The sequence below is a fragment of the Bradyrhizobium sp. 186 genome (genome assembly GCF_023101685.1).
Classification (GTDB): Bacteria; Pseudomonadota; Alphaproteobacteria; order Rhizobiales; family Xanthobacteraceae; genus Bradyrhizobium.
In genome coordinates this window covers 9,290,900-9,317,637 of record NZ_CP082164.1, presented here as the reverse complement: position 1 = coordinate 9,317,637, position 26,738 = coordinate 9,290,900, and the positions used below count along the sequence as shown (strand labels likewise).

Genomic DNA, 26,738 nt, shown 5'->3' with positions numbered 1-26,738 from the left:
CCAAGCTGGATGTAAGTCTGCTTTGCGCCGGCGACTATTCGCGATAATGTTGATGGGCCATGAAGCAAAACTTCACAGTCAGGCACGGTGCACTCGACGGCGTGGAGGCGTTCCTGAGTGTCGCCCAGCACCGCAGTTTCCGTCGAGCGGCCGCTGAACTCGGGGTAACGCCGTCGGCAATCAGTCAGGCGGTACGCGCACTGGAGGCGCGCGTCGGCGCCGTGCTCTTCATCCGCACGACCCGTAGCGTCGGTCTGAGCGAGGCCGGCGAGAGATTTCTTGCGCGCGCAAGGCCCGCCTTCGAGGAGCTCGTCGCTGCAAGCGGCGCCGCGCGTGAACTCGGACAGCGACCGACCGGGCTCTTGCGTCTCACCGTACCCCGCTCGGTCGTGCCGATCCTGCTGGAGCCGCTGGTCGCGTCGTTCTGCCGGGCATTTCCCGAGATCGAGGTGGAGCTTGCGGCAAGCGAGGAATTGGTCGACCTCGCAGCCGAAGGTTTCGATGCTGGCATCAGATTGGGCCAGTTCATCGCCCCCGATATGGTCGCGGTGCGCCTGACGAAGCCGTTACCTCTCATCATCGTCGGCAGCCCGGATTACCTCGCCGGCCGCGGCCGGCTCGAGCGCCCGGAAGATTTGCGTGAGCATGCCTGCTTGAGATTGCGACGATCGAATGGTGGGCTTGCATCATGGTCGCTCAACGACAACGGTCGTTCGATCGAGATCGCCGTTTCGGGACCTTTCATCGCCAACGACTTTCCCACGATGCTCGGCGCCGCCGTCGAAGGTGTGGGTCTTGCGCAAGTGCCCGCACCGCTCGCCGCCGGTGCCGTGACGACGGGAAAACTCGTCCACGTGCTGGAGCAATTCGCGCCGATGACGCCGGGGGTGTTCCTCTACTATCCCGGCCATCGACAAATCATGCCGAAGTTGCGAGCCTTTATCGATCATGTGAAGGGCCGCTCAGGAGCCACAAGCTGATCCGAATCCGGATTTAACGAAGATAGTGCTGCCGTTTTGATCGAGTTGCGTAGGGTGCGCAAAAAGTGTTCCTGCGCCGCGCCCCATCACGCAAGCAGCCTAGCGCTCCTCCCGCACGAACCGGTTGCGTAGCGTACCGATGCCGGTGATGTCGATCTCGACGACGTCATCGTGCTTGATGTCGGGTGAGGCGCCGTCCGTGCCCATCCAGATCACGTCGCCGGGCCACAGCGTAAAATACTTGGTCAACTCGACCAGGAACGGCACCACGCCGAAGATCATGTCGTTGGTGTGGAAGCGGTTGGTCTCCTTGCCGTTGACCCGGACGATGGTCTGCATTTTGACGAGATCGGCCTCGGTCTCGATCCACGGGCCCATCGGCTTGAACGTGTCGGCGTTCTTCGACCGCCACAGGCTGCGGTCGGCCTTCTGCCAGCTGCGCTCGCTGACGTCGTTGCCGATGGTGTAACCGAATATGCAGTCCATCGCATTCTGTCTGGTGAGATGCTTCACCTTCTTGCCGATGACGACGACGAGCTCACCCTCATAGTGGATTTTGTCCGTCGCGAAGGACGGGATCACGACCTCCTCGTCATGCGCGATCAGCGCGTTCTGGGCGCGATAGCCGATCTCGGGTCTGTCAGGGACGGCCGGCACTTCGCCGCGCTTGTCGGCGGCCTCCTTCAGGTGCTTCAAATAGTTCAAGCCGACGCAATAGAAGGTGCGCGGGATCAGCGGCAGCTCGATCTTCACTTGCGACAGCGGATGCGTGCGCGAGGTGCGCTGCCATTCGCTGAAGGGATCGCCGTCGACCGCGATCACCTGGTCGCCTTCAATGATCCCCCAGGAAGTTTTGCCCGAGGCGGTGAATTTCAGCCAGCGCATGTCCTGTCCTCGTTGTTATTCCGCGGCATCGCGCGGCTGCACTTTCCAGGCGCCGGCAGCCGGCCGCTTCAGCCCGAGATTTTCCCGTAGCGTCTTGCCGCGATAGTCCTGCTGGAACAAGCCGCGGCGCTGCAATTCCGGCACGACATGGCGCACGAAATCCGCGTAGGAGCCGGGCACATAGGTCGCGGCGATGACAAAACCGTCGCAGCCGCGCTCGACGAACATTTCTTCCAATTTGTCGGCGATCTCCTTGGGGCCGCCGACCATCGCATCCTGGACCTGGCCGCGGCCGGAGAAGGTGACGAAGTCCCGCGCGCTCGGATTGCTCTTGCCCGAATTCTTCAGCACGCCGTCGCGGATGCCCAAAATGCCCTGCATGCTCTTCAGCTCTTCCGTCGTCAGCGGCTCGTCGAGATCCTTGGAGGCGAAATCGTAATTGAGGGCTTCGGCGAGCAGCGACAGCGCGTCGATCTGAAGCGGCAGCTTGTTGATCAGCGCCATCTTGTCTTCGGCTTCAGTCTTGGTCGCGGCACAGACCGGAGTGGTCAGGTTGCAGAGGAACATCTGGTCGGGATCGCGGTCAGCCTTGGCGGCCTCGTTTCGCACGGCCGCGTAGCCTTCTCTCGCACTCGCAAGATTGCGCGAGGCGGTGAAGATCACCTCGGCCCATCGCCCGGCAAAGCGCTGGCCGCGGCCGGACGCGCCGGCCTGGATGATCACAGGATGGCCCTGGTCCGAGCGCGGCACGGTGAACGGTCCGCGCGACTTGAAGGCCGGCCCCTTGTGATCGAGCCGCTTCACCTTGGTTGGATCGGCGAAGCGGCCGCTTTGCTTGTCCATGATGAGCGCGCCGTCCTCCCAGGTGTCCCAATGGCCGAGCACGACCTCCATGAATTCGTCGGCGCGGTCGTAGCGGGCGTCATGCTCGGGATGTGAATCCCGGCCCATGTTGAACGCCTCGCCGTCATTGAGCGAGGTGACGACGTTCCAGCCCGCACGTCCGCCCGACATCAGGTCGAGTGTCGCGAAGCGCCGGGCGACGTCAAACGGCTCGTAGTAGGTGGTCGAACACGTCGCGCCGAGGCCGAGCTTGTCGGTGACCAGGCCCATCGTGGTCAGCACGATCAGCGGATCCATCTTCACGCAGCGGATGCCGTATTCGACGGTGTGGGCGTGGTCGTTGCCGTAGCGGTCCGGCATCGCCAGGCGATCGTCGAAGAACGCCATGTGGAATTTGCCAGCTTCCAGGATGCGCGCGATCTCCTGATAGTAGTCGGCCGACATCGAATCGTCGCGCGAGTCCGGATGCCGCCAGGAGCTCGGCAGATTGGTGCAGTTCTGCGCCTGGAGGAAGCCGACAAGTACCATCTGCCGCGTCATGCTGCTGTTCTCCAAATCCCGTCAGGCCAGATCGAGCACGGTGTCGAGCCTGTAGTCGCGCACCAGCGCGCGCATCTTCTCCCAGGTCGCGTCCTCGATCTCGATGCCGTCGCGAAGCCGCTGCTGCTCGCGTAAGCCCTCGACCTCGCCGGGATAGAACACGCCCTTGCTGCCCTCGGACAGAGGCGTCGATTTCAGGTACCGCGCGAATTCCGCGACCTCACGCTTGAACTCCTTCAGCGGGCGGAACGCCGCGACGTTGAACACCGCCATGAAGCATCCGTCATTGTGCCGGCCGGTCGGCTCGACCCCAAAGCCGAGACCGGTGAGCAGGCCGCAGAGCACCTCGACCATCGCGGCCAGGCCGCTGCCCTTGTAGCCCTCGCTGCCGCCGAGCGGCAGCAGCGCGCCGCCCTTGCGGTATTGGGTCGGATCGGTGGTGTGCCGTCCCTCGGCATCGATGATCCATCCGTTGGGAATCTCCTCGCCGCGGGCCACCGCGAGCTGGATCTTGCCGGCCGCCACCGCCGAGGTTGCCATGTCCAGATAGAACGGCGTATCGAGATCGGACGGCACCGCGATCGAGATCGGGTTGGTGCCGAGCCGCGCCTCCTTGCCGCCGAACGGCGCCACGTGTTTTGGCGAGCGGCCGGAATCGGCCGTTGCGATGCCGATCATGCCTTCGCGCATCGCCATCAGCGGATAGGCGGCGAGACGGCCGACATGGCTCTGCCGGAACACGGTGCAGGCGGCGAGATTCGCCGTCTTCGCCTTCTCGATCGTCAGTGCCATCGCCTTGGCGTTGACGTGGAAGCCAAAACCCCAATGGCCGTCGATCACGGTCGTGGTCAGTGATTCCTGGACGATGGTCCATTTCGCGCCGGGCACGATGTGCCCGGCCTTGATACGGTCGATGTAGGTTGGAATTGCGATCACGCCGTGGGAGTCGTGGCCGGCGAGGTTGGCGTTGACGCAGCCGATGGCGACCGCGTCGGCTTCTTCCTCGGAGGCCCCGGCGGCGCGGAGCAGCGCGGCACTGATGCGCGTGAGGCGGTCGGCCTTGACGATCGGCATGGCGTTTCCCCGGTCATCGCCCTTGGCGGGCGCTGGTTGTTGGGTGCCATCGTCTCAAAGCACGGGTGCGATATCAATCTCCCGTAAACCAATACAGGGCTGCAAATTTGTAAAGAGAACGCGCCTTTCGTCGAAGGCGCCATCCGTCCGGGCATCCCACGCGGCAGGGTTTTCGACAGTTTGCAGCCTCCTGTTCGCAGCTCGTTCACTCTGATTGACGGTTTGCGGAACTCAATAACGGCCACTTAGGCGATCGCCGTTCATAACGGTATCCGGGATAAAGAGGCAGAAATGCCCGGGAGTTGAGATCGTGCAGACGACCCTCGCGCGCACCTTTGCAGCGTTGAGCGCCATTAACGAAGCGATCCTCTACGCGAAATCGCCGGACGAGCTGTACCAAAAGGTCTGCGACGCCGGGTTTTCGAGCGGGGACTTCATGGCTGTCGCCGTGTTCCTGGTCGAGCCGGACGGCTCGCGGCTGCGGTTTGCGGCCGGTTGCGGCGACGACGTTGCGCGGCTGCGCGCGATCACGATCACCACGGCGGCCGGCACGCTGGAAGGATCGGGCGTCGGCGGCGAGGCATTCCGCAGCCAGAAGCTCTGCATCAGCAATGATTACCTGAACGACCCGCGCTCGCTGGCGTGGCGCGAGGGTGCGGCCAAGGCTCATATCGGCGCGGCGGCGGCCCTGCCGCTGTTGTGCAAAGGGCAGAGCGTCGGCGTGCTGTTCGTGACCCGCAGCGAGCCCGGCTCGCTGAGCGAGCAGATGGTGTCGCTGTTCGAGCGCATGTCCGCCAACATTTCCTATGCGCTGGATAACTTTACGCGCGAGACCGCGCGGCAGACCGGCGAGCGGGCGATGCGGCGGCTGAACCGCATGTTCGGCGCAATCAGCGCGACCAACGAGGCCATTCTGCGCGCCAAGACCGGCATTGAGCTTTATCAGCTCGTATGCGATGCCGCCGTGTACAGCGGTAAGTCGCTGGCGACCATCGTCCTGCTTCGCGAGCCGGAGTCGCACTGGATGGTTCCGGTCGCCTCCACGGGCCAGAACCTGGAGCTGGTCACCCAGGCGCGCTATTCGATCGACCCTGAAAGTCCCTATGGCAAGGGCATATCCGGCCAGGTGTTCCGGTCGCAGAAGGCCATTGTCGAGGACGATCTCGCCAGCCGCACCAAGGGCACGCCGTGGGAGCAGGCCAACGTCAACACCGGCGTCGGCGCCTGCGTGGTCGCGCCGCTGATCAAGCATGGTGAAAGCGTCGGCGTGCTGCTGTTCTTCGTCAGCAGGTCGTGGGCCAAGGACGAGGAGGTCGTCGCGCTCCTGCTGCGCATGGCGGAGAACGTCTCGTTCGCGATCGAGAACTTCGACCGCGCGGCCGAGAAAGCGAGGATCGCCGCGGAAGAGGAACGGCTGGCGCGTATGTATGCGGCGCTCGGCGCCACCAATGAGGCGATCTTGCGGGCGCGATCGCGCGCCGAGCTGTTCGATTTCGTCTGCGAGGCGACGGCGCAGGGCGCCAAGTTCACCTCGGCCACCATCGCGCTCGTCGACCATCGCGCCGAGCTGCTTCGCGTCGTGGCCTGCTACGGGCCGAATGCGGATCAGGTGCGCGCCTTCAAGTTCTCGACTTCCGACCAGATGCCTGAAGGCCGGGGATTGACAGGAACGGCGTTCCGCACGCGCCAGCCCTCCATCAGCAACGACGTGCTGGCCGACGACCGCATCGAGCCGTGGCAGGCCAGCGCCCGCCGCAATGGGATCGCGTCCTCCGCCGCGCTGCCGCTTTTCAACGGCAACCGGGTCGAAGGCGTGTTCCTGTTCAACTCTCCGGAGGTCGGCGCCTTCACGCCCGAATTCGTCGAGCTGTTGCGCAAGCTACAGGCCAACGTCGCCTTTGCGCTGGAGAATTTCGACCGCGCCGACGAGAAGGCCAAAGCCGAAATGCAGCGCAACCGCCTCAGGGGCATGCTCGAGGCGCTGAGCGCGACCAACGAGGCGATCATGCGGGTGAAGACCCGCGCCGAATTGTTCGAGGTGGTCTGCGAGGCGGCGGTGCTCGGCGGCACCTTCTCCTCCGCAACCATCGCCCTGGTGGATCAGAGCGGGCACTATCTCGACATCGCCATGACCAAGGGCGAGAGCTGCTATCAGGTCAAGGAGTGGCGGTTCTCGACGTCGGCCGACGACACGGAAGGGCGCGGACTCACGGGAACGTGCTTCCGCACGCGCGCGCCCTGCGTCACCAACGAGCTTCTCGGCGACATCCGCACCGTGCATTGGCACCAGATCGCGCGCACCCAAGGCACGAAATCGGGCGCCTGCTTCCCGCTGCTTCGCAACGGCAGCAAAGCGGTCGGCGTTCTGCTGTTCCTCTCTTCGGACGAAGGCACGTTCACGCCGGATATGATCCAGCTTTTGGGACGGCTGGCCGAGAACGTGTCGTTCGCACTCGACAATTTCGATCGTGCCGAGGAAAAGGCCCGCACCGAGGCGCAGCAGGAACGCCTGACGCGCATGTTCGCGGCGCTGAGCGCCACCAACGAGGCGATCATGCGGGCGAAGTCGCGTGCCGAACTGTTCGACCTCGTCTGCCTCGCGGCATCGAACGGTGCGAAGTTCACCTCGACGACCGTTGCGCTGGCCAAGGCCGGGAGCGACCATCTCGAGATCGTGGCCTCGGCCGGACCATCCGCCGACACCACGCGCAACGTCCGTCTCTCCGTCGATCCCGAGCGCCGCGGGATGAGCGGCACGGCATTCCGCACGCGCCAACCGTGCATCAGCAACGACTATCTCAACGACGATCGCGTCCGCGCCTTCCACGCCGTCGTTCGCGGCGACGGCGCGCGGTCGGGCGCGGCGTTCCCGCTCATCGCGCACGACCGGGCCGTCGGCGTCATGATCTACATGTCGACCGAGCCGGACACCTTCACCGGCGAGTTCGTCGAGCTGTTGCAGCGTCTCGCGGACAACGTCTCCTTCGCGATGGAGAATTTCGATCGCGCCGACGAGAAGAACGAGGCGGACGAGCGGATCGAGTACCTCGCCTCGCACGACAGCCTGACCAACCTGCCGAACCGCGAGACCTTCAACGGGTTGCTGCGCGAGGCGATCGACACGGCGCAGCGCTACGACCACCGTTTTGCAGTGCTGTTCATCGATCTCGACCGCTTCAAGGTCATCAACGATTCGCTCGGCCATGAGGCCGGCGACCTGCTCCTGCTCGAGGTCGCAAGCCGGCTGCGCAGCGCATTGCGGGCGAGCGACGTGGTCGCGCGTCTCGGCGGCGACGAGTTCGTCGTCATCCTCGATCAGTGCGGCGATATCGACGAAGTCCAGCGGATCGCAACCGACCTGTTGGCGGCGCTCGGCCAGCCCGTGGAACTCGCCGGTCACGAGTGTCACACCACGGCCTCGATCGGCATCGCGATGTATCCGGCCAACGGTGCCGACGTGCAGACGCTGACCAAGAACGCCGACATGGCGATGTATCTCGCCAAGGAGGACGGCAAGAACGGCTATCGGTTCTTCTCCAAGGAGGTGAAGACGCAGTCGATCGAGCGGCTGTCGCTTGAGAGCGCGCTGCGCCGGGCGTTGGAGCGCGAGCAGTTCTCGCTGAACTACCAGCCAAAAGTGGACATGGAGACCGGCCAGATCACCGGCGTGGAAGCCTTGTTGCGCTGGGCGCATCCCGAGCTCGGCAACGTCTCGCCGGCGCAGTTCATCCCGCTCGCCGAGGAAACCGGCTTGATCGTTCCGATCGGCCGCTGGGTGGTGAAGGAAGCCTGTGCGCAGGCGATGGCCTGGCAGCGCCGTGGCCTGCTGCCAGTGTCGATGGCGGTGAACCTGTCGCCGCGCCAGTTTGTCGACGAGCATTTGTTGCAGGACGTCGACGAAGCGCTGGCCGCCAGCGGCATGTCGCCGGTGCTACTCCAGCTCGAAGTCACCGAGAGCATGATGATGCGCAATGTCGGGCGCGCGCTGAAGGTGCTGGACGCCATCCAGAGCCGCGGCATTCGCCTTGCCATCGACGATTTCGGCACCGGCTATTCGTCGATGTCGCTGATGAAGCATTTTCCGATCGACACCATCAAGATCGACCGCTCCTTCGTGCGCGACCTGCCGCAGGATCTGGAGGATCAGGCGATCGCCCAGGCGATCATCAGCATGGGCAAGGCACTCGGTATGACCGTGGTCGCCGAAGGCGTCGAGAACGCCGAGCAGGAGGCGTTCCTGCGCACCCATGGCTGCGACGAGATGCAGGGATTCCTGATCTCCAAGCCGGTGCCGGCGCGGCAGATGGCCGAGCTGCTGCGGCCGATGGTTTTGCCCGTCGCGCCGCCGCTCCAGCCGGAGACGGATCCGGCCGCGGATGAAACCGTGGCGCTAAGGCTGAAACGCGCTGTCGTCTGATGGAAGCGCGTGCAACTCGCGCGCCTCGTCTTCCTTGATCTCCGCCTTGCGCGGAAAATCATCCGGCCAGGGCAGCGAGGTTTGCTCGGCGAACAGCGTGAGAAGGGCTTGCGCACCCTCAGCAAAGGTCGAGCCGTCGCTCAGTCCGAGCTCACAACACCACGCGTGTCGCATCGGCTCGTGCGCGTCGAACACCGCCATCGCCGGTCCCCACCACCAGGCCGGTGCCGGCGAGCGTTCGTCCTCGGGCACGGCGTGCCAGAGGACGAGCTCGTCCATCACGCGTTCGAATTGCAGGCTTGCGGCCTGATGCATTCGTTCCGTGCTCCTTGGGCCGCGCCTGAAAGCAGGCCGATGCGCGGACTCGATCGTGATCGTCGCTGTAAAGAAACGGCTCGCGCTACTGGCTGAGCCACTCGTACCGCTCCGTCGGCGGCCATACGAGAAACAAGCGGCGGCCGGAAAAGCTGCCGACGCTGACTAGGATAGTCTCTTTAGCCGTTCAGGGGCCTGGCCGGCAAGGCGCAATGCGGGCGCCTAACGCGACCTTAGCGGATGCGCCTTCTGGTGCCAGGCCCAGGCGGTCCGGATCACGCTGGGCAGGTCGGAGTGGCTCGGTATGAAGTTCAGCACCTTTCGCGCGGCGGAGGGGTCGGCGACGAGATAAGTGGGATCGCCGGCGCGGCGCGGCTTGACGGTGTGGGGTACCTCGCGTCCGGTCTCCTGCCTGATGGCGGTCAGGATCTCGCGCACCGAAAAGCCGGAGCCGGTGCCGAGATTGAAGCTGCCGCCGGCATGGCCCTGTTCCAGCAGTTTCAGCGCCGCGACATGCGCCGCGGCGAGATCGGTGACATGGATGTAGTCGCGGATCGCGGTGCCGTCGGGCGTGTCGTAGTCGTCGCCGAACACGGCAAAGTCGACGTGACCCTGCAAGGCCATCATGGCGCGCGGAATGAGATGGGTCTCGTTGTCACGCAGCTCGCCGATGCCGCCGGCCGGATCGGCGCCGCTGGCGTTGAAGTAGCGCAGGCAGAAAGCGCCGAACCGTAGGCGGCGCGGTAATCGGCGAGCATGCGCTCGATCATCCACTTCGATGCGCCATAGGGGTTGATCGGCACGCAGGGAAAATCCTCCGGCAGTTCCTTGGAATCGGCGTTGCCATAGACGGCGCCGGTCGAGGAGAACACGATCCGCTGGCAACCTGCGTTGCGCATCGCCTGCAACAGCGACAGCGTGCCCTGCAGATTGTTGATGTAGTATTTCTGCGGGTCGGTCATGGACTCGCCGACGAGGCTCGCCGCCGCAAAATGCATCACCGCCGTGACCTTGTGGTCGGCGAAGGCGCGCGCCAGCGTCGCGTCGTCGAGCAGATCGCCGGTCACCAGCGGGCCGGCAACGAAGCTGCGATGACCCGTCGAGAGATTGTCATAGACGACGGGCTGGTAGCCGGCCGCGGCCAGTGCGCGGCAGGCATGCGAGCCAATATAGCCCGCGCCCCCTGTGACGAGGACGATCGGTCGGTCGGTCATGTCGTTACTCGACATTTCTCAGCGATTGAAAGGCCGCTTGCGGCTGAAGAGAAGATAGAGCGCACGGGGGTTGGTGGTCAAATAGCGCCACAACAGGCGGCGCGGCTCGAGCCAGGTGCGCCAGGCCCATTCGAGTCCGATCTTCTGCATCCATTGCGGCGCGCGGGAGCGGCTGCCCGACAAAAAGTTGAACAGGCCGCCCGATGTCTTGATAACGCCGACGTTGGTCAGAAGCGGTGTGAATTCCTCTACAAAAGCCTGCTCGCTCGGCACGCCGAGCGCGACCCAAAGATAATCCGGCGCGAGTGCGTTGATCTCCTCGACTTTCGCGCGCAGCGCGTCGCCGCGGAGATAGCCGTGGCTATATCCGACGATCTTGAGTTCCGGATACAGCCGCTGGACGTTCTCGACCGCTGCTGCGTTCTCGTCCTCGCTGGCGCCAAGCATGTAGAAGGTGCGGCCGGCAGCTTCCGCCTTGCGCGCGACGATGTGGAACAGGTCGGTGGTCGCGACCCGCTCCGTCAGCGGAAACCAGGATTGCAGCTTGGAGGCCGCCACAAGCGGCTGGCCGTCGGCATTGATCAGGTCGGCGGCGCGGAACAGGCGTTCGGTCTGCGGCTCAGTCGAGCAGCGTGCGAGCACCTCGCCATTGGCCGATGTCAGGAATAGCGGACGGCCGATGCGGTGGCGCGGATCGGTTGCCTCGATCATGAAATCGGCGGTCGCTTCCAGGTCGAGCGTAGCCATGCGAAGGCCGCCGACGGTAACCCGCGGCACTTCGGCGGTTGCGGCCCGACCATCCAGATTGACGCGTCGCTCAAGCATATTGTCTGCCTCGCTGGCGCGTTTGGGTCGCCGGGGTGAGCTCGTCGAGCACGACGCCGACGAGCTTGCGCTCGGCGCCGCCGAGCGCGGTCAGGACTTCTTCCATGCTGTCGTTGATGTCGAGGCTGGTCGGCAGCACGGCGACGAGCGCATCGGCGCCATCGAGCAACTTGCGACCCGCGGCCGACAGCGGCATCGCGGGCCCGTCGAGGATGACGAGGTCGTAGTCACCGGCGGAACGAGCCTGTGCAATCGCCTTGCGGATGGCCTCCGCCGCCTTGCCGGCATCGGTCTCGGTGGTCGGGAGCACCGCGATGCCGTTGACCGTCTTGATCTCGCGCGCGGCTTTGCTGCCGATCGAGAGCCAGCCGTGCTTGCCCGGCTCGATTTTGCCGGGACGGTCGACCTTGTTGGAGAGCGTGTGCGCCTGGTGATCGGCGTCGATCATCAGCACGCGAGCGCCGTCGCGCGCCGCCGCGAGCGCAAAATTCAGCGCGGTCACGCTGTGCCCGGTGGTCTCGCCGGGGCCGACGAGCGCGATCACCGCCATCGCCTTGCCGCCGGCGCGCCGTGCCAGAGCAGCGCGCATGTCGCGCAACGCGTTGAGCAGCGTCGTCAGCGGAAATCCGGGACGCAGCGTCGGCCAGCCGAGCCGGGTGAGATCGACGCCGCCGCCGGTGGCGAGAATGGCTCCAAGGGTGCGGATGACGTCGGCCTCCTGGAGCCGCGCGATCAAGGGCTTTTCCACCAGCGCAAGCGGTGGCGGAGGCGCGACGGTCTCCGGCGGAGATCTCGAAACCTCCCGCGCAGGCGAGCGCTCGCGGCGGGCCGGCGAGGGCGCGCCGGCGAACAGGTGCTCGGCCGCGACGAACCAGCTCGAGGCGGCGAGCGCGCCGAAGATGAAGCCGATCATGGCGAACAGGCTCATCGCCGGTGGGAACGAGCGCCGCTGCGGCACCGTGGCCTCGCCGATGATTCGGGCCGCCGAGGTGTTCAGGCTCTCCTGCTCCTCGGTCTCGCGCGAGCGCTTGAGGAAGGACTGGTAGACGTCGCGACTGGCATCGACCTCGCGCTCGAGCTCGCGCAGGCGCACGGCGGCCTGACTGAGCTGGACGCTTTGCCGCTTCTGCGCCTCCAGCGCCCGGTTGAGCGAGGCCTCGTAGTCGCGGGCGCGGGTCAGGTCGTTCTTGGCCGACTGGGCGAAGCGGTCGATCTCCTCGCTGATGGTGCGCTTGAGATCCTCGACCTGCTTCTCGGTCTGGCGCAGTGCCGGATGGCGCGGTCCGAGTTCGGCGGTCTGCTCCGCATATTTCTTGCGGGCATCGGCATATTGCGCGCGCAGGTTTGCAATCGTCGGTGATTGCAGCGCCTCGGGAATCGCACCGGCATCCGCCGCCGTGCGCCGGCTCGCCTCGATCTGGTCGAGCCGCGCCTGCGCATCCATCGTCGCCGCGCGGGCCGCGGAAAGCCGTTGGTTGCTGGAGGAGAGCTGCTGATCGCTGATCAGCGCGTCCTGGGTGCCGACGAAATTGTTCTGGGCCTTGTAGGTGGCAAGCACGGTTTCGGCGTTGCGCAGCCGCTCGCGCAGCTCCTTCAGGCGGCTGGACAGATCGCTGGTGGCGCGCCGGATCGCCAGAGCCTGCGAGTTGCGCGATTCCGTGAGATAGGTGTTGGTCAGCATGTTGGCGAGCATCGCTGCTTTCGCCGGATCGGTCGACCACACCTCGATGTCGACGATGAAGCTCTTCTCGGTCTTGCGGATGGTGATGTGCCTGTTCAGCGCTTCGAGCGCCGCAAGCTGCACTTCCCTGGCGTCCGCGGCGGAGGACGCGCGGGGCTGGAGGCCGATCAGGCCGAGCAACGACGACATCGCGCTCTTGCCGTCACCGCCGCCGAATTCCGGATCCTTGTCGAGATTGGCCTGCTCGATCACCCGCAGCAGCACGCTATTGGACGTGATCAGGCGTGCCTGGCTCTCCACCACCATGGACATGCCGGAGACGTCCTGCGCGCGCGGCGTGAGTTCGCGATCGACGAGCTGGAGTTCGCGCGGATCGACATAGAGCTGCGCGGTGGCGGTGTAGCGGGGCGTGAGACTCTTGCCGATGGTGACCGCAAGCGTCGCGCCGAGAAGGGCGGCGGCCGCGATCGCGACCTTGCGCCGCCAGAGCAGGCTGACGAGCTCCAGCACGTCGAAGCCGGTCTGGGACCTCTGTTGCTGGGCCTCCGACCTGGCCCGATCTATCGGCTGGTTATAGTCAAGCATGATCCCCAGCTTTCATTCCAAGTGCAGTGGGCTGAGGGGTTACTCTTCGCTTTACGCCACGCGCCAGGGATATAGGCGCCCAATCAACGCAACAGGGAAAATTAACCATACTCATTGAGGGACTATTCACCGAAATGGCAAACAAAGCGTTTAAGCGCATGTCACTGTGTGGCGCGTCGTTGTGACGCTTTGGATGCGTCGGCTCCCCGGAGATTAACGGTTCGTTACTCCGCGGGCGCGCCATGGTCGTCAGCGCTTTCGCAGGATGACGTGATAGTCGCCGCGGCGGACGTCGGTGCCGCGCGGGAGCACAGCGTTCATCACCGCAGCCCCGGCATCGACGAGGGCGGCGAACAGTGGCTTGCGCTGGCGCATCTCGGGATAGCGCGGGCTCTCGACCTCACGGCGGTAGATCATCTCGAGGCCGTGGGTGGTCGCGAACGCCTCGAGTTTCGACAGCGTGACCAGCGGGTGGAAGAAGGTCGGGAACGGCGCTTCGCCGGGCAGCCCGGCGGTCTTGATGCCGCGGATGTTCCGGTAGAACCAGACGTGGAACCAGTGCGGCGAATATTTGGTGACGACGCCGGACAGCGAGCGCGGATTGGGCGCGCCGATCAGGATCATCCCGCCGTGCTTGAGCGCATCGCGGAAGTTCAACAGCGCGGCTTCGACGTCGGGCAGATGCTCGATCACATTGTAGCAGATCACGATATCGAAGGTCTCCGGGCCAAAGCGGTAGGTCTGCACGTCACCTAGGATCGCCTCGTCCGCGTAGGTGTTGTTGCGGACCTGGTCCTCGTCGATGTCGACGACGGTGACGTGGCTGCGGCTCAGCACGTCCACGGGTAGGAAGCTGCTGGAGCCGCCACCGGCCTCGTAGGTCGCAAGCCGTCCCTGCGGCAACTCGCGGCGCAGCACCTCGTGAATGGCGAGCAGGCTGTCGCGGGCTTCGCCGGGGACCAGGTCGAGCAGCGCCTGGGTCTGTGCCGGAGCGGGGGTCGCTGTCGTGAAATCGATCGTGGCTGGCTTGTTCATGTTTTTTGACCGCACTTGTTCGACTCAAATTTACAGGAAAAATCTCACGTGCCCGAAGAGCAAATCCGATGCCGCGCGGCGTCACCGGTCGCGGTGCTTACGGTCGGGTTAATGTGCAGAGGCATTAACTACAGTATCTTCCGTATCGCACCGTCGCCGGACGGTGGACTGGAAATTGCAATATCACACGCGCCAGGATTCATAGGGAAAACGAGCGAAAGCGGTTAAGCGCTTGGTGATAGGGTTGCATGCCTGAGAATATCGGCAACAGGGGTCGCTTTGTCGCTGAAGCGGGCCGCTCATTTTGGCACGCGTCGGTCCCGTGGCACTGTGCCGTCGCGGGACGGCGCCGATGCATGCGATTGACGCAGGGCTTTTTCAACATATCTCGGGCATCTAGAACGCCATGACGCTGATCCCGACAGACCTGTCCGCCAACCGGATCTCGGACGCCGTGCGCGATCCCAACCGGGAGATCGCCGCGAGCTCGCGCGTCATCGACCTGTCGGTCGGTATCGTCGTCTGCATTCCCTGCTTCCGCCGCCCGCAGCATCTGCGGCTGACGCTGGAGTCGCTCGTCCTTCAGCGCACCCCGCACTCCTTCGCCGTCGTCATGGTCGAGAACGATGCCGCGCGGCGCGAGAGCGCGCCGGTTGCCGCGGAGTTTCTTGCCGCCGGCAAGCTCCAGGGCATCTGCCTGGTCGAGCAGCGGCAGGGCAATTGCCAGGCGATCAACGCCGCGTTCGAGACCGCGCAGGCGCTGTTTCCCGCCGCGACCCGTTTCCTCATGATCGACGACGACGAGATCGCCTCGCCCGACTGGCTCGAGCTGATGGTTCGCACCTGTGAGGCGACTGGCGCCGACGTTGTCGGCGGACCGGTGCTTCCGGTCTTCGACGACGACAGCCTGCCCTGGCTCGCGCGTCACCCCGCCTTTTGTCCCGCCTATGATTATAGCGGCGCCGTGCCGCTGATCTATGGCTGCGGCAACTGCCTGATCACGCGCGCGGCGTTTGAGCGGTTCGGCCCTCCCGCCTTCGATCTCCGCTTCAATTTCCTCGGTGGCGGCGACTGCGATTTCTTCGTCCGCTGCCGCGATGCCGGCATGACATTCCACTGGACGGCGGAGGCCGTCATCACCGAGACTGTGCCGCAGAGCCGCACCAGTCTCGGCTGGATCGCGAAGCGTGGTCTGCGCATCGGTGCGATCAATTATCGCGTGCAGTACAAGGCCGCGCGGAGCGCGGCAGCGAAGGCGCGGGTGTTTGCGCAGATGCTCGGACGGTTGCCGTTATCGCTGGTTCGCGCGGCTCGCCTGCTGCCGACGTCGAAGGCCGTCGTCGCGATGCACCCCGTGATGGTCGCGCTTGGCGCTGCGCTCGCCGCTTTCGGCCTCGAGCCGAAGCCCTATGAAGCTTCGAAGATCGTGTCCTGAAGCTACGCTGACCGACTAGATTCCAAAATAGGCGAGCGCGATCTTGGTCGCGGACCGCGGTATCGCCTTGAGCGACCGCCGGCCGACCATGCCGAGATAGGTGAGAGCGTCGCGATACCTTCCGAAGCGGATCGCTTGCGTGGCCGAATAGGTCACGAGATGGATCTCGGCCGCCCGGCGCAGCCGAGGCGCAGCATCCGCGGGCAGCTTGGCCAGAATCAATTTGTCGCTGAACACGCGCGCGACCGCCGGGAGAAAATCCTGCGGCGTCCGCACCGCCGCATTCATGGTGTTGGCGGTGTGCAGACGATAGTCGAGCAGAATTTCCGGGACGAATGCGAACTCGCCGATCGCGGCGAGGCGGCACCAGCAATGCCAATCCTCGCAATATCGCAGCGAAGTGTCGAAGCCGCCTGTCGCGCGAAAGGCACCGGTGCGGACGAGCATGATGCCGCCATTGACGATGAAGTTGCCGGTGGCCAGCCGCTCCAGCACGTGGCCGGACGGCTTGAGGCGTCCCTTCAAGAGGTCGCGCCGGCCGATCGGGCGCCCCTCGCTGTCGATCGTGTCGTAGTCGCCATAGACCAGAACCGCGCGCGGTGCGGCCCGGGCACCCGCCAGCAGCGTCGTCACCGCGCCGAGACGCAGGCGGTCGTCGGCGTCGAGGAAGACCAGCCAGTCACCGCCGGCATTCCGTGCGCCGAGGTTTCGCGCGGCCGATACACCGGCGGCATCGTTCCTCATCAGGCGCAGCCGCGGATCACGGATGGCGTGGACGATCGCAACGGTGTCGTCGGTCGAGCCATCGTCCACCACGATCACCTCGGTGACGTCGCCTTGCGCCAGCGCGCTTGCGATGGTCTCGCCGATATAGGCGGCAGCATTTTTGGCAGGAATGACGACAGAGACCGGCGCGACCGAAGTCGCCGGCAGCGCGTCGCGCGCGCCTTCGGCCGCAAGCGCAGTGGCCGGTGAATCGAGCATATCGTCGGCGGTGGTCAAGCGGCGGCTCGTCTTTAAGGATCTGTTAACCAGGCCGCCCCCCTCGGAGCTGCAGTCGTAGCCTTGGCCGTTGCGGATGATACCCGCATAGCGCTCTCATCGTTGCTGCGATGGCCGGCGCAACGCCGGTTTCGTAGATTAGCGTTAAGCCCGTGGCGTTAAGTCTGTCGCAGGTTTCGAGAAGTGCGACAGCCGGTCCCATGCGAGAGTGCGGGCCTGATTGCCGCGGATGGACTCCAGTGCCCGCAAAGACATTCGATTACGATCCCGACGACATGGTCCTCAACCTCTTCTACGAGGACAAGGACGACCGCTGGTTTCCCGGCGACCGGCATCTGCGGCGCATGGCGCGCCGGATGCTGTTCGGCGAGCCGCGCATGAGCGGGCAGCTTCGCGTGTTCCTCAATCTCTGCGCCGGGCTCGACCGGCTCGACATCCGCTACCGCGTCAACGACTACCGCTATATCGCGCAGCATCCCGAGGAAGTTGCCTGCATCATCGGCCGCACCTTCCTGCTCGACAAGTTCGCGTGGAAGAACCCGATCCTGCTCGGGGTCGCCGCCCACAATCATCCTCTGGACGATCCCGACCTGTTCAAGCGCCTGCCGGTGAAGAAGGTGGTGGTGCCGGGCCCGTGGTACGCCGATATGTACCGGCCATATTGGCCCGACACGGAAGCCTGGCCGGTTGGCATCGATACGGAGCTGTGGGCGCCGTCGCGCCCGCGCGACAAGACCATCGACGTCCTGCTCTACGACAAGGTCAGTTGGGACCGCGAGCGTTACGTGCCCGAACTGGTCGAGCCGGTCCGCGCCCGGCTCGTCAAGGAGGGCCGCTCATTCATCGAGCTGCGCTACGGCAGCTACAAGGAGGAGGATTATCAGGAGGCGCTGAAGCGTTCGCGCGCGATGATCTTCCTGTGCCAGAACGAGAGCCAGGGCATCGCCTACCAGCAGGCCTTGTCTTGCGGCGTACCGGTGTTCGCCTGGGATCCCGGCGGCCCGTGGCCGGATCCCGACTACTTCCCGCACCGCGTCCAGTTCGAGCCGGTGTCGTCGGTGCCGTATTGGGATGCGCGCTGCGGCCTCAAGTTCGTCGACCGGACCGGCTTCGACGATCGCTGGGGGGATTTCTGGACCGGGTGCACCGAGAAGACCTTCGATCCGCGCGCCTATGTGCTGGACAATCTCACCCTAGAGCAGCGAGCGCTGCAATATTACGAGATCGCCCGGAGCGTGGCGCGGCAGCATGCGGTGTCGACCGGTTCCGGCATGCTGGTTGACGGATGGTTAACGGGGATGGGCTAAGACCTGAAGCTTCCCCGGCTTCATCACACCGGCCTTGAGCCATGGATCGCAGCACCGCTGACATGACCGACGTCGAGGCCCGATCGTACAGCCACGCGCTGCGCGACGCGATTGTGGGGCTGAATGTCGTGCAGGCGGCGCGCTGCCTCGTCGCGGTCGCGGCCCTGCTGCTGGTGCTGGTGACGCTCGATCCGTTTCCGGACCTGCGCAGCGAGGACGTCGCCAACGTCGTCGGCGGGCGGATGGCGCTGAACTACATCTCCTTTGGATTGCTGGCCGCCGTTGCGGTGCTGTTCGCCGTTGCCACCGATGCGCCCTCGCTGAAGACCCTGGTGACCCCGCTGCACCTCTGCTTCATCGGTTGGATGCTGATCAATGTGGTGCTTTCCGAGAGCCGCGAGGTGTCGATCCAGCGGTTCGTGCTGGCGGCCAGCGTGACCTCGCTCGCCGTCCTCCTCCCGCTGCTGCCGCCGACGCAGCGAAGCTTCAACCTGTGTCTCGGCGGCGCAGCGCTGGTGCTGCTGGTGCTGTGCTATCTCGGCGTCTTCCTCGCGCCGCAATATTCGATCCACACCGCACTCGACATCACCGAGCCGCAGCTCGCCGGCGATTGGCGCGGCAGCTTCGGGCACAAGAACGTCGCCTCGCCCGTGATGAGCATCCTGGTCTATGTCGGCATCTATCTGTCCGCCGTCGGCTCGTTCGTGTTGGGGCCCGTGATCGCCGCGCTTGCCGGCATTTTCCTGATCTTCACCGGCGGCAAGACGTCGTCGGTGCTGTGTCTGACCATCTACGCCCTGGCGTCGTTCGTCTACGTCACGCGAAGCCTGTGGCTGAAGCGGATCATCTGCTTCGTACCGCTGATCGTGATGAACCTTCTGACGGTCGGCAGCGTCTTGAGCCCCGGCCTTGGGGCCATCACACGGCTGCTTCCGGTCGACCCCACCTTCACCGGCCGTTCCGACATCTGGGAGTTCGCGCTGGCAGCCATCGCGGAAAAGCCCATCGTCGGCCACGGCTATGCGGCGTTCTGGGACGACGTGACCGAGCGGCAGACCGCCAAAGGCTCCGAATGGGCCGTGACCGCCGCGCACAGCCACAACAGTTACCTCGATCTCGCCATCACCATCGGCCTGCCGGGGCTGGTCCTCGTGATCCTCATCTTCGCGCTCGCGCCGCTCAGGAATTTTCAGGCGGCGCAGGCTCACAGCCACAGCGCTGCGCTGACAAAGCTGTTCCTGACCATCTGGCTGTTCGGCCTGTACTACGGGACGACCGAAACCTTCCTGCTGGAACGGCAGAATCCGATCTGGTTCATGTTCGCCCTCGCTGTGGCAGGGCTGCACTTCCTGGCGAGGTTCCAATGCGTCGAGCAAATGGAACCCGAGCGCTGACAGCTTGTCGCAGCCGCGCGTTTCATATCGGGACATGAAGGACAGCGCGCGCGTCGTGACGGTATCGGCTTAACGATAAGCAGCGACGTAACTTGTGGTCTGCGCCAAAACATAATCTATCTGGAAATGATCAGTAACTGTATGCCCGGCACGGATGGCGTTTCTCAGCCTTGAGCAACTAGATGGTCGGGTGTCAAGCACGTCGGGAATCTCAGTGGATTTCTTACGTGACTGGCGGCAGGCCGCATCGCGCCTGCACGCAGGCCATCGCACCGCGTTCCAGCATGATTACTGGCTCGCCGCCTGGTACGAGGCGTTTCACGGCGTCGCGCCACTGATTGCCGTGATGTCCGATGCCGCCACCGGCAGGGACATCGCGATGGTGCCGATGATCAGCCACACGCGGCGCGGCATCCGCGTCGTCGAATTCGCCGATCTCGACGTCTCCGACAACAACGCGCCGATCCTTGCATGCGACGCCACGTTCGATGCCGCCGATACGCGTGCAATCAGCGCGGCGCTGGTCGATGCGTTGCGCGCCCTGCCGGACCGCTTCGATCTGTTGCGCCTGAAGAAGATGCCGGCCCATGTCGGCGGCAAGCCGAACCCGCTGGTGTCGCTTGGCCGCGTCGGATCCTGCTCGCTCAACGGCAATGTCGTGCTGACGGGCGACGATTATGCGGACTATCGGGCGTCGCTCAGGCGCCTGCAGCTGCCGCGGTGCTGGCGCGTCTTCACCCGTCTTGGCAGCGCGCGGTTCGAGATCGCCACGGATGTCGAGCGCGCGCGCGAGTTCCTCGATGTGATGGACGTCCAGCAAGAAGAGCGGATGAGACAGCTCGGCTCGCCGTTCGTGCTGAACGACGATGCTCACGCCCGATTCTATCGCGAGGTGGCGCGCCAGGGTGTTGCTGAAGGCTATGCCGTCATCTCGGCGCTGGTCTGCGACAAGGGTATCGTCGCCAGTACGCTCGGCGTCAGGTACGGCGCGACCTATTTCCTGCTGCGCATCAGTCATTCCGGCAAGACGTGGGCGAACTTCTCTCCCGGACTGCTCGCGACTGAACGCACCATGGAGGCGCTGCATGAGCAGGGCGTGCGCCGCTTCGATCTCAGCATCGGTAATCAGGATTACAAGCGCCGCCTCGGCGCCGAGCGAGTGCCGCTCACCGATGTCAGCGTCGCGCTGTCCTGGCGCGGCCTGCCTTTTGTCTGGCGCGACCATGCCGCGCAGGGGCTGCGTCGCCATCCGAGGCTCGCCGCCTTGGCGGCGCGCGCGATGGGCAAGGCCGCGCAGTAGAGCGCGCAAAGCCCCGGATTGCAGCGGTCATTCGAATATCGCAATCGTTGTGCTATCATAGCCTTCGCTGCCCGGAGGCGACATGGAAGATCGTTCGGCAAAATATCGTGCATTCTATGCGCAGTTGATCTGCGCCGCGGCCAGGACCGCGGATCCCCGTATCGAGCAGGCCTTTCGTACGGTTGAACGCGAGCCCTTCGTCGGACCCGGGCCGTGGTCGATCTCGGTTGGCGGTCACCCCTATGTCGCGACGCCGGACGATGATCCCGCCTTCATCTATCAAAACACGTTGCTGGCGCTCGATAGCACGCGCGGTCTCAATATCGGGATGCCCGGTGCGCACGCTTATTGGCTCAGCGGCTGCGCCGTGAGGAAAGGCGAGACGGTACTCCAGATCGGTGCGGGAACCGGCTACTACACCGCAATTCTCGCCGAGCTCGTCGGTCCCGGCGGCCGCGTCTACGCCTATGAGATCGACGAACGCCTGGCGGCGCTCGCGCGTGAGAATTTGAAAGACATCGCCGTAGTCGAGCTGCGCGAGCGCTCGGGCATTGCGTCCGATTTGCCCAGCGTGGATGTGATTTATGTCTGTGCGGGCGCGGCGCAGCCGGCCATGGAATGGCTCGATGCACTGCGGCCCGGCGGGCGGCTGGTGTTTCCGTTGGCGCCGGAGGGCGTGCACGGTGGAATGTTGATGATTACGCGCCCCGATCAGGGTGTGATCTGGTCCGCCAAATTCCTGGGTCGAGCCCAGTTCATCGGCTGCGCGGGACTACAGGATGCAGATGCCGGCCGGCGATTGGCCGAGGCGTTCGCAAAAGGGTGGGAGAGCGTGCAGTCGTTGCGCAGAGGGGACGCACCCGACGCGACATGCTGGTTTGCCGGTGAGGGCTGGTGGCTTTCGACGGCGCCTGCGCCGGTACCTACGGATCCTGTCCGGCCCCACGCCGACATCACGCAGGCCTGACGCTCGGCGTAACGCGTCGCGATCCCGCGTGCGCCGGAGGACCCCGTTCGCCTTCGTTCATCGTTTTGCGAGGTTTGCGCAAAAGGCATCCAGCAACGTGCGACCCCGCGGCCAATCGTCCAACCCGCTTGATGCGTTGATGTGGCCGAGTGCACCGACGACGGTCAGCTCGGATTGCCATTCGTTCGCCCGTCGCCGTACAACGTCAAGCGTGCTGTAGGGATCATCGGTGCTTGCGATGATGAGCGAGGGGAATTGCAGCGGTCTTGCCGGAGCCGACTTGAACGAGGAGGCCGCCACCGGAAACTGGGGGCCGTCCGGGTCGGGGACGGACACCAGGAATGCTCCGGCAATCGTCGATCGGGAGCTTGTTGCCCAATGCGCCACCAGCAGACAGGCGAGGCTGTGCGCGACGAGTATGGGTGGCTCCGCGCAGTTCTCGATCGCTCGCTCCAGGGATTGTATCCAGTTGCCAAGCTCCGGCTGATCCCAACTCGCCGGCTGAAAGCGTGCGAAGCGCGTATCTGCTTCTTCCCAAGCCGTCTGCCAGTGGGCGTCTCCGGAGCCTCCGATGCCAGGCAGGGTGATCATTTCGCGCATGCGTGTCTCGTGATATCTGGGATGACGATGCAGTGTGATCGATCCGGGTCATGGATCACATGGCGAGTCATCGGCGGAAACGATCATTTGCCGATAATCTCAAGGTCGGACGGAGAAATTCGCTTGGATCGTTCAGGAAGCATAGACGGCAAGGATCTCAGGATCTTGGAGGCGCTCCAGGCGAATGCGCGTGTGCCTTTGTCCGAGCTTGGCCGTTCGGTTGGATTGTCCCAGCCGGCAGTCTCCGAGCGCGTCAAGCGTCTCGAGGAGGCCGGCATCATTGAAGGCTATGGCGCCAGGATCAATCCGCGAGCGCTGGGGCTCGGCCTGATGGCGCTGATACGGCTGCGAACCTCGCACGAGCACATCAAGACCTGCCTGAAGAAGTTCGGTGAGATTCCTCACATCGTCGAAGTCCACCGGGTGACGGGCGAGGATTGCTTCGTGCTCAAGGTGCTCGTGCCGGCGCCGGAGGACTTGGAGACGATCGTGGACCGAATTGCTGGCTTTGGTGCCGTCACAACATCGCTCGTGCTGCGGAGCGAGCCGGTGCGGCCGATTGGTCGTGAACTCATCAAGAAGGTTGGCTAGCCCAGGACGATCGTGTCGCAGCGCGCAGGTTTCACGCCCCCGTGCACCCGGCGCAATGGAGCCGGCCGCGCGAGGCGCGGAATAGGCTGCGGCAATACCAGCGGCGCGCCAGTGCCTGGGCGGGCCTGCGGATCATCTGTACTATCAAGAGGATTTCGAAGGCCATGCGCGTTGCTCCGCAACGTTAGATGGGGCGGCATTCCCGAGAGAGAATGCCGCCCACGTCGCATCAGCCATGCAGTCGATCACGAAGCTTAACCGTGAAGCTTAGCCGTGAAGCTTCTTGGTGGTCTCCGCGATCGCGCGTCCCTGATAGCGCGCGCCGGCGAGTTCGTTGGCGCTGGGCTGGCGGCTACCGTCGCCGCCGGTGATCGTGGTGGCGCCGTAGGGCGCGCCGCCGGTGACCTCGTCCAGCTTCATCTGGCCGGCAAACCCATAGTTGAGGCCGACTACGACCATGCCGAAATGCAGCAGGTTGGTGATGATCGAGAACAGCGTGGTCTCCTGGCCGCCATGCTGGGTCGCGCTCGCGGTGAAGGCGCCGCCGACCTTGCCGTGCAGCGCGCCCTTGGCCCAGAGCCCGCCGGCCTGGTCCAGGAAGTTCGCCATCTGCGAGGCCATCCGGCCGAAGCGGGTGCCGGTGCCGACGATGATCCCGTCGTAGTTCACGAGGTCCTCGATCTTCGCGACCGGCGCGGCCTGGTCGACCTTGTAGTAGGAAGCCTTGGCGACCTCGGGCGGCACCAGCTCGGGCACGCGCTTGACGTCAACGGTGACGCCCGCTTCGCGCGCGCCTTCGGCGACGGCATTCGCCATCGCTTCGATGTGGCCGTAGGCGGAATAATAGAGGACGAGAACTTTGGTCATGATGGTCTCCGTTGTGTAGATTTGATGGGTTGGTTGTTGGACCGTCATGCCCGGCCATGACGGAGAGCGCCTAAGCCGCGTCGACGAGCACGATCTCGGAATCTTCCAGGGCCATGATTTTCAGGCTGGCCTCGTCGCGGATCGCGGCGCCGTCGCGGGCGTTGACGCGTACGCCGTTGATCTCGACCGCGCCTGCCGCCGGCACCAGATAGAGGTGGCGCGACTTCTGAGCCGAGTACTCAGCCGTTTCGCCGGCCTTCAGTGTGGTCGCGAGCACCCGCGCGTCGGCGCGGATCGGCAACGCGTCCTTGTCGTTCTCGTCGCCGCTCGCGATGGTGACGAGCTTGCCCGAGCGGTCCGCCTTCGGAAACGGCTTCGAGCCCCATGTCGGCTGGCCGCCGCGTGCGACAGGCTCGATCCAGATCTGGAAGATCCGGGTCTTCGTCGGCTCGAGATTGTACTCGGAGTGGCGGATGCCGCTCCCCGCGCTCATCACCTGCACGTCACCCGCTTCGGTGCGCCCCTCGTTGCCGAGGCTGTCCTGGTGGGTGATCGCACCTTCACGCACATAGGTGATGATTTCCATGTTGGCGTGAGGATGGGCGGGAAAGCCGGTGTTCGGTGCGATCTCGTCGTCGTTCCACACCCGCAAGGCGCCGTGACCCATGTTGTTCGGGTCATAGTGACTTGCGAAGGAGAAATGATGCTTGGCCTTGAGCCAGCCGTGATCGGCGCCGCCGAGCTTTTCAAAAGGTCTGAGTTCGATCATCTGCGTAATTCCTTGATTGAACGGATGACGTCAGGCGCCAAAACCGCCGTCGACGTTGAGCACGGTGCCGGTGACGAAGGAGGCTTCCGGGCTCGCCAAGAAGACCACGCCGGCTGCGACTTCCTCGGGGCGGCCGAAGCGCTGCAGCGCGTGCTGCTTGCGCTGCGTCTCGGCGAACTCGCCGCCATCCTTCGGATTCATGTCAGTATCGATCGAGCCGGGCTGCACTACGTTAACGGTGATGCCGCGCGGGCCGAGGTCGCGTGCCGCGCCCTTGGTGTAGCCGACCACGGCGGCCTTGGTGGCGACGTAGTCGGCGAGGCCCGGGAACGAGGCGCGGTCGGCGAGCATCGAGCCGACGGTGACGATGCGGCCGCCGTCGCCCATCAACTGCGAGGCAGTACGGATCGCCGCGATCACGCCATGCACGTTGATCGCATCCTGGCGCGCCAGCGCGTCGGTATCGGCGTTCGCGTCGTCGATCGCGCCGCCTGCGGCGACGCCGGCATTGTTGACGAGGATGTCGAGGTGGCCGAATTCCTTCGCCACGTCCTTGACGAGTTGCGCCACGTCCTTGGCGGAGGCCTGGTCGGCCTTGAAGGCGCGGGCCTTGACGCCCTTGGCCTTCAATTCGGTGACGACAGCTTCCGCCTTTTCGGGCGAAGCGACATAGCTGATGGCGACGTCAGCGCCTTCATCGGCAAGTGCGCGAGCGGAGGCCGCGCCGATGCCGCGCGAACCGCCGGTAACGAGGGCAACCTTGCCCGAGAGCTTCTTGGTCATTGGATTTCTCCATTCCTGGAATTGCGATCGACCCTTGGATAAGCCTCCGACCGTGGTATAGAAATAGAAACTGTCGAAACGCATTGTTTCCTTAAATAGATCTTTCGGATCGGTTCCCATGGCAAAACTCCCCGATTTCGAGGCGCTCGCGATTTTCGCAAAAGTCGTGGAATTACGGTCGTTTGCGGCGGCCGCCAGTGAACTCGCAATGTCGAAGGCGACGGTGTCCAAGGCGGTGACCCGGTTGGAGGAGCGGCTTGGCGCACGGCTGTTCAACCGCACCTCGCGCCGGCTCGCGCTGACCGATGCCGGCCAAAAGCTCGTCGAACGGGCGACGCGCCTCTTGGCCGACGGGGAGGCGGCGGAGAACGAAGCGCTGGCGCAGTCGGTGGCGCCGCGCGGACTGGTGCGGCTCGCGGTGCCCATGACGTTCGGGGTGAAGGCGGTGGCGCCGCTGCTGCCCGAGTTCTTCGAAGCCTATCCGGAGGTGTCGGTCGATTTGCATCTGAGCGATGCGACCGTCGACCTGATCGGCGAAGGATTTGACATGGCGGTGCGGATCGCGCGATTGCCGGATTCCTCGCTGATCGCGCGGCGGCTCTTCACCATGCCGCGCTTCACGGTGGCCGCGCCGTCCTACCTCAAGCGTCATGGCCGGCCGACCCACCCGATGCATCTGGCTGAGCACAAATGCTTCAGCTACGCCTATCTCTCCACGCCCAACGTCTGGCACTACACCAATTCGGCCGGCGAGCAGGCCAGCGTGCGCCCGGGCGGACAGCTTCGCGTCAACAATGGTGAAGCGGTGATGCCGGCGCTGATCGCCGGCCTCGGCATCGCCGAGCTCCCCGAATTCATCGTCGGCGAGGCCATCTCCTCCGGCGAAGTCGAAGTGATCCTCAAGGACTGGAAGCAGGCCGAAGGCGCCGTGCATCTGGTGACGCCGCCCGGCGGCCCGCGCCCCGCGCGCGTCGAGGCGCTCGGCGATTTTCTCGCCGCGAAACTGCCGGGCACCTGCAAGCGGCGGACAAGTGGAAAATCCAAAGCGGTCTGACTACGAGACTTTCACGCCGTCGCTTGCGACGATTCGCAAGGCTGGCTTCAGCGTCTCTTCCAGCTGCGTTTTCAATTCATGAACACGCGGGTCGGTCGAGCGCCGCGCGCAAACGGCATATTGATGGACGGACTGCGCCAATGCGCGCCGCGCTTCCGGGGTTTGCGTCACGTCCGGCTTTGAAAGCCGCAGCACGATCGCAGCGAGATTGACCAGCATCTCGTCCAATGCGACGTCGATGGTCCCAAGTTCCCTCATCACTCCACTCCCTGCGG

General features: G+C 64.7%; 22 protein-coding genes and 1 pseudogene. 9 read left to right on the top strand and 14 right to left on the bottom strand.

The window, feature by feature from the left end; genetic code table 11:
* Nucleotides 1-59 precede the first annotated feature (59 nt).
* Entirely contained in the window at nucleotides 60-980 is a 921-nt protein-coding gene (locus tag IVB18_RS44400; RefSeq protein ID WP_247986387.1) for a LysR family transcriptional regulator, read from the top strand.
* A gap of 99 nt (nucleotides 981-1,079) precedes the next feature.
* Here IVB18_RS44400 and IVB18_RS44395 read toward each other — a convergent pair whose 3' ends face one another.
* Genes IVB18_RS44395 through IVB18_RS44385 form a run of 3 tightly spaced genes read right to left on the bottom strand, consistent with a single transcriptional unit; the run spans nucleotide 1,080 to nucleotide 4,322 of the window.
* A complete protein-coding gene (locus tag IVB18_RS44395) occupies nucleotides 1,080-1,865 on the bottom strand; it encodes a fumarylacetoacetate hydrolase family protein (protein ID WP_247986386.1) in 786 nt (261 codons plus the stop codon).
* Nucleotides 1,866-1,880: 15 nt separating this feature from the next.
* Nucleotides 1,881-3,248 carry an LLM class flavin-dependent oxidoreductase gene (locus tag IVB18_RS44390; protein WP_247986385.1) on the bottom strand — a complete coding sequence of 456 codons (1,368 nt, stop codon included), beginning with the start codon at nucleotides 3,246-3,248 and terminating at the stop codon, nucleotides 1,881-1,883.
* A 21-nt stretch (nucleotides 3,249-3,269) separates the two neighbouring features.
* A complete protein-coding gene (locus tag IVB18_RS44385; protein WP_247986384.1) occupies nucleotides 3,270-4,322 on the bottom strand; it encodes an Ldh family oxidoreductase in 1,053 nt (350 codons plus the stop codon).
* 310 nt (nucleotides 4,323-4,632) lie between these two features.
* Between IVB18_RS44385 and IVB18_RS44380 the strand changes: the two genes are divergently transcribed.
* Nucleotides 4,633-8,739 carry a GAF domain-containing protein gene (locus tag IVB18_RS44380; RefSeq protein ID WP_247986383.1) on the top strand — a complete coding sequence of 1,369 codons (4,107 nt, stop codon included), beginning with the start codon at nucleotides 4,633-4,635 and terminating at the stop codon, nucleotides 8,737-8,739.
* Here the strand turns inward: IVB18_RS44380 and IVB18_RS44375 are convergent.
* The 5 genes and pseudogenes from IVB18_RS44375 to IVB18_RS44355 form a co-directional block, all read right to left on the bottom strand.
* Complete coding sequence (locus IVB18_RS44375) at nucleotides 8,713-9,054, bottom strand: hypothetical protein (RefSeq protein ID WP_247986382.1); 342 nt, start codon at nucleotides 9,052-9,054, stop codon at nucleotides 8,713-8,715. The genes IVB18_RS44380 and IVB18_RS44375 overlap by 27 nt on opposite strands.
* 222 nt (nucleotides 9,055-9,276) lie before the next feature.
* Nucleotides 9,277-10,268, bottom strand: a pseudogene (gene galE / locus IVB18_RS44370) (UDP-glucose 4-epimerase GalE).
* Nucleotides 10,269-10,286: 18 nt separating this feature from the next.
* A complete protein-coding gene (locus IVB18_RS44365; RefSeq protein ID WP_247986381.1) occupies nucleotides 10,287-11,093 on the bottom strand; it encodes a WecB/TagA/CpsF family glycosyltransferase in 807 nt (268 codons plus the stop codon).
* A complete protein-coding gene (locus tag IVB18_RS44360) occupies nucleotides 11,086-13,359 on the bottom strand; it encodes an exopolysaccharide transport family protein (RefSeq protein ID WP_247986380.1) in 2,274 nt (757 codons plus the stop codon). Before IVB18_RS44360 ends, IVB18_RS44365 begins: the two co-directional genes overlap by 8 nt.
* A 249-nt stretch (nucleotides 13,360-13,608) precedes the next feature.
* On the bottom strand, nucleotides 13,609-14,394 hold the full coding sequence (locus IVB18_RS44355) for a class I SAM-dependent methyltransferase (RefSeq protein ID WP_247986379.1): 786 nt from the start codon (nucleotides 14,392-14,394) through the stop codon (nucleotides 13,609-13,611).
* Nucleotides 14,395-14,800: 406 nt separating this feature from the next.
* On the opposite strand from IVB18_RS44355, the gene IVB18_RS44350 reads away from it, so the two are divergent.
* On the top strand, nucleotides 14,801-15,829 hold the full coding sequence (locus IVB18_RS44350; RefSeq protein WP_247986378.1) for a glycosyltransferase family 2 protein: 1,029 nt from the start codon (nucleotides 14,801-14,803) through the stop codon (nucleotides 15,827-15,829).
* A 15-nt stretch (nucleotides 15,830-15,844) separates the two neighbouring features.
* Here the strand turns inward: IVB18_RS44350 and IVB18_RS44345 are convergent, their stop codons facing one another.
* Complete coding sequence (locus IVB18_RS44345; protein WP_247986377.1) at nucleotides 15,845-16,831, bottom strand: glycosyltransferase; 987 nt, start codon at nucleotides 16,829-16,831, stop codon at nucleotides 15,845-15,847.
* A gap of 239 nt (nucleotides 16,832-17,070) precedes the next feature.
* Here IVB18_RS44345 and IVB18_RS44340 point away from each other — a divergent pair, with 239 nt between their 5' ends.
* From IVB18_RS44340 to IVB18_RS44325, 4 genes are all read left to right on the top strand, one after another.
* Nucleotides 17,071-18,138 carry a glycosyltransferase family 1 protein gene (locus IVB18_RS44340; protein WP_247986376.1) on the top strand — a complete coding sequence of 356 codons (1,068 nt, stop codon included), beginning with the start codon at nucleotides 17,071-17,073 and terminating at the stop codon, nucleotides 18,136-18,138.
* Between the two features lie 41 nt (nucleotides 18,139-18,179).
* Nucleotides 18,180-19,532, top strand: coding sequence for an O-antigen ligase (locus IVB18_RS44335; RefSeq protein ID WP_247986375.1), 1,353 nt, complete (start codon nucleotides 18,180-18,182; stop codon nucleotides 19,530-19,532).
* A gap of 154 nt (nucleotides 19,533-19,686) precedes the next feature.
* A complete protein-coding gene (locus tag IVB18_RS44330; protein WP_247986374.1) occupies nucleotides 19,687-20,832 on the top strand; it encodes a GNAT family N-acetyltransferase in 1,146 nt (381 codons plus the stop codon).
* An 82-nt stretch (nucleotides 20,833-20,914) separates the two neighbouring features.
* Nucleotides 20,915-21,799, top strand: a complete 885-nt coding sequence (locus IVB18_RS44325) for a methyltransferase domain-containing protein (RefSeq protein ID WP_247986373.1) — start codon at nucleotides 20,915-20,917, stop codon at nucleotides 21,797-21,799.
* A 57-nt stretch (nucleotides 21,800-21,856) separates the two neighbouring features.
* Here the strand turns inward: IVB18_RS44325 and IVB18_RS44320 are convergent, their stop codons facing one another.
* Nucleotides 21,857-22,399, bottom strand: coding sequence for an alpha/beta fold hydrolase (locus IVB18_RS44320; protein WP_247986372.1), 543 nt, complete (start codon nucleotides 22,397-22,399; stop codon nucleotides 21,857-21,859).
* Nucleotides 22,400-22,522: 123 nt separating this feature from the next.
* On the opposite strand from IVB18_RS44320, the gene IVB18_RS44315 reads away from it, so the two are divergent.
* Nucleotides 22,523-22,990 carry an Lrp/AsnC family transcriptional regulator gene (locus IVB18_RS44315; protein WP_247986371.1) on the top strand — a complete coding sequence of 156 codons (468 nt, stop codon included), beginning with the start codon at nucleotides 22,523-22,525 and terminating at the stop codon, nucleotides 22,988-22,990.
* A gap of 267 nt (nucleotides 22,991-23,257) precedes the next feature.
* On the opposite strand, the gene wrbA is transcribed toward IVB18_RS44315, so the two are convergent.
* The 3 genes from wrbA to IVB18_RS44300 all read right to left on the bottom strand — a co-directional run bounded on the left by wrbA (nucleotide 23,258) and on the right by IVB18_RS44300 (nucleotide 25,409).
* A complete protein-coding gene (gene wrbA / locus IVB18_RS44310) occupies nucleotides 23,258-23,857 on the bottom strand; it encodes an NAD(P)H:quinone oxidoreductase (RefSeq protein ID WP_247986370.1) in 600 nt (199 codons plus the stop codon).
* Between the two features lie 70 nt (nucleotides 23,858-23,927).
* Nucleotides 23,928-24,626: a pirin family protein gene (locus tag IVB18_RS44305; protein ID WP_247986369.1), complete on the bottom strand. Its 699-nt coding sequence runs from the start codon at nucleotides 24,624-24,626 to the stop codon at nucleotides 23,928-23,930.
* Nucleotides 24,627-24,656: 30 nt separating this feature from the next.
* Entirely contained in the window at nucleotides 24,657-25,409 is a 753-nt protein-coding gene (locus IVB18_RS44300; protein ID WP_247986368.1) for an SDR family oxidoreductase, read from the bottom strand.
* Between the two features lie 118 nt (nucleotides 25,410-25,527).
* Here IVB18_RS44300 and IVB18_RS44295 point away from each other — a divergent pair, with 118 nt between their 5' ends.
* The gene (locus tag IVB18_RS44295) at nucleotides 25,528-26,463 is read left to right on the top strand and encodes a LysR family transcriptional regulator (protein ID WP_247986367.1); all 936 of its coding nucleotides are present in this window, start codon (nucleotides 25,528-25,530) and stop codon (nucleotides 26,461-26,463) included.
* Here IVB18_RS44295 and IVB18_RS44290 read toward each other — a convergent pair whose 3' ends face one another.
* Nucleotides 26,464-26,721 (bottom strand): hypothetical protein, encoded by a 258-nt coding sequence (locus IVB18_RS44290; protein WP_247986366.1) that lies wholly within the window; start codon nucleotides 26,719-26,721, stop codon nucleotides 26,464-26,466.
* Between the last annotated feature and the right edge of the window lie 17 nt (nucleotides 26,722-26,738).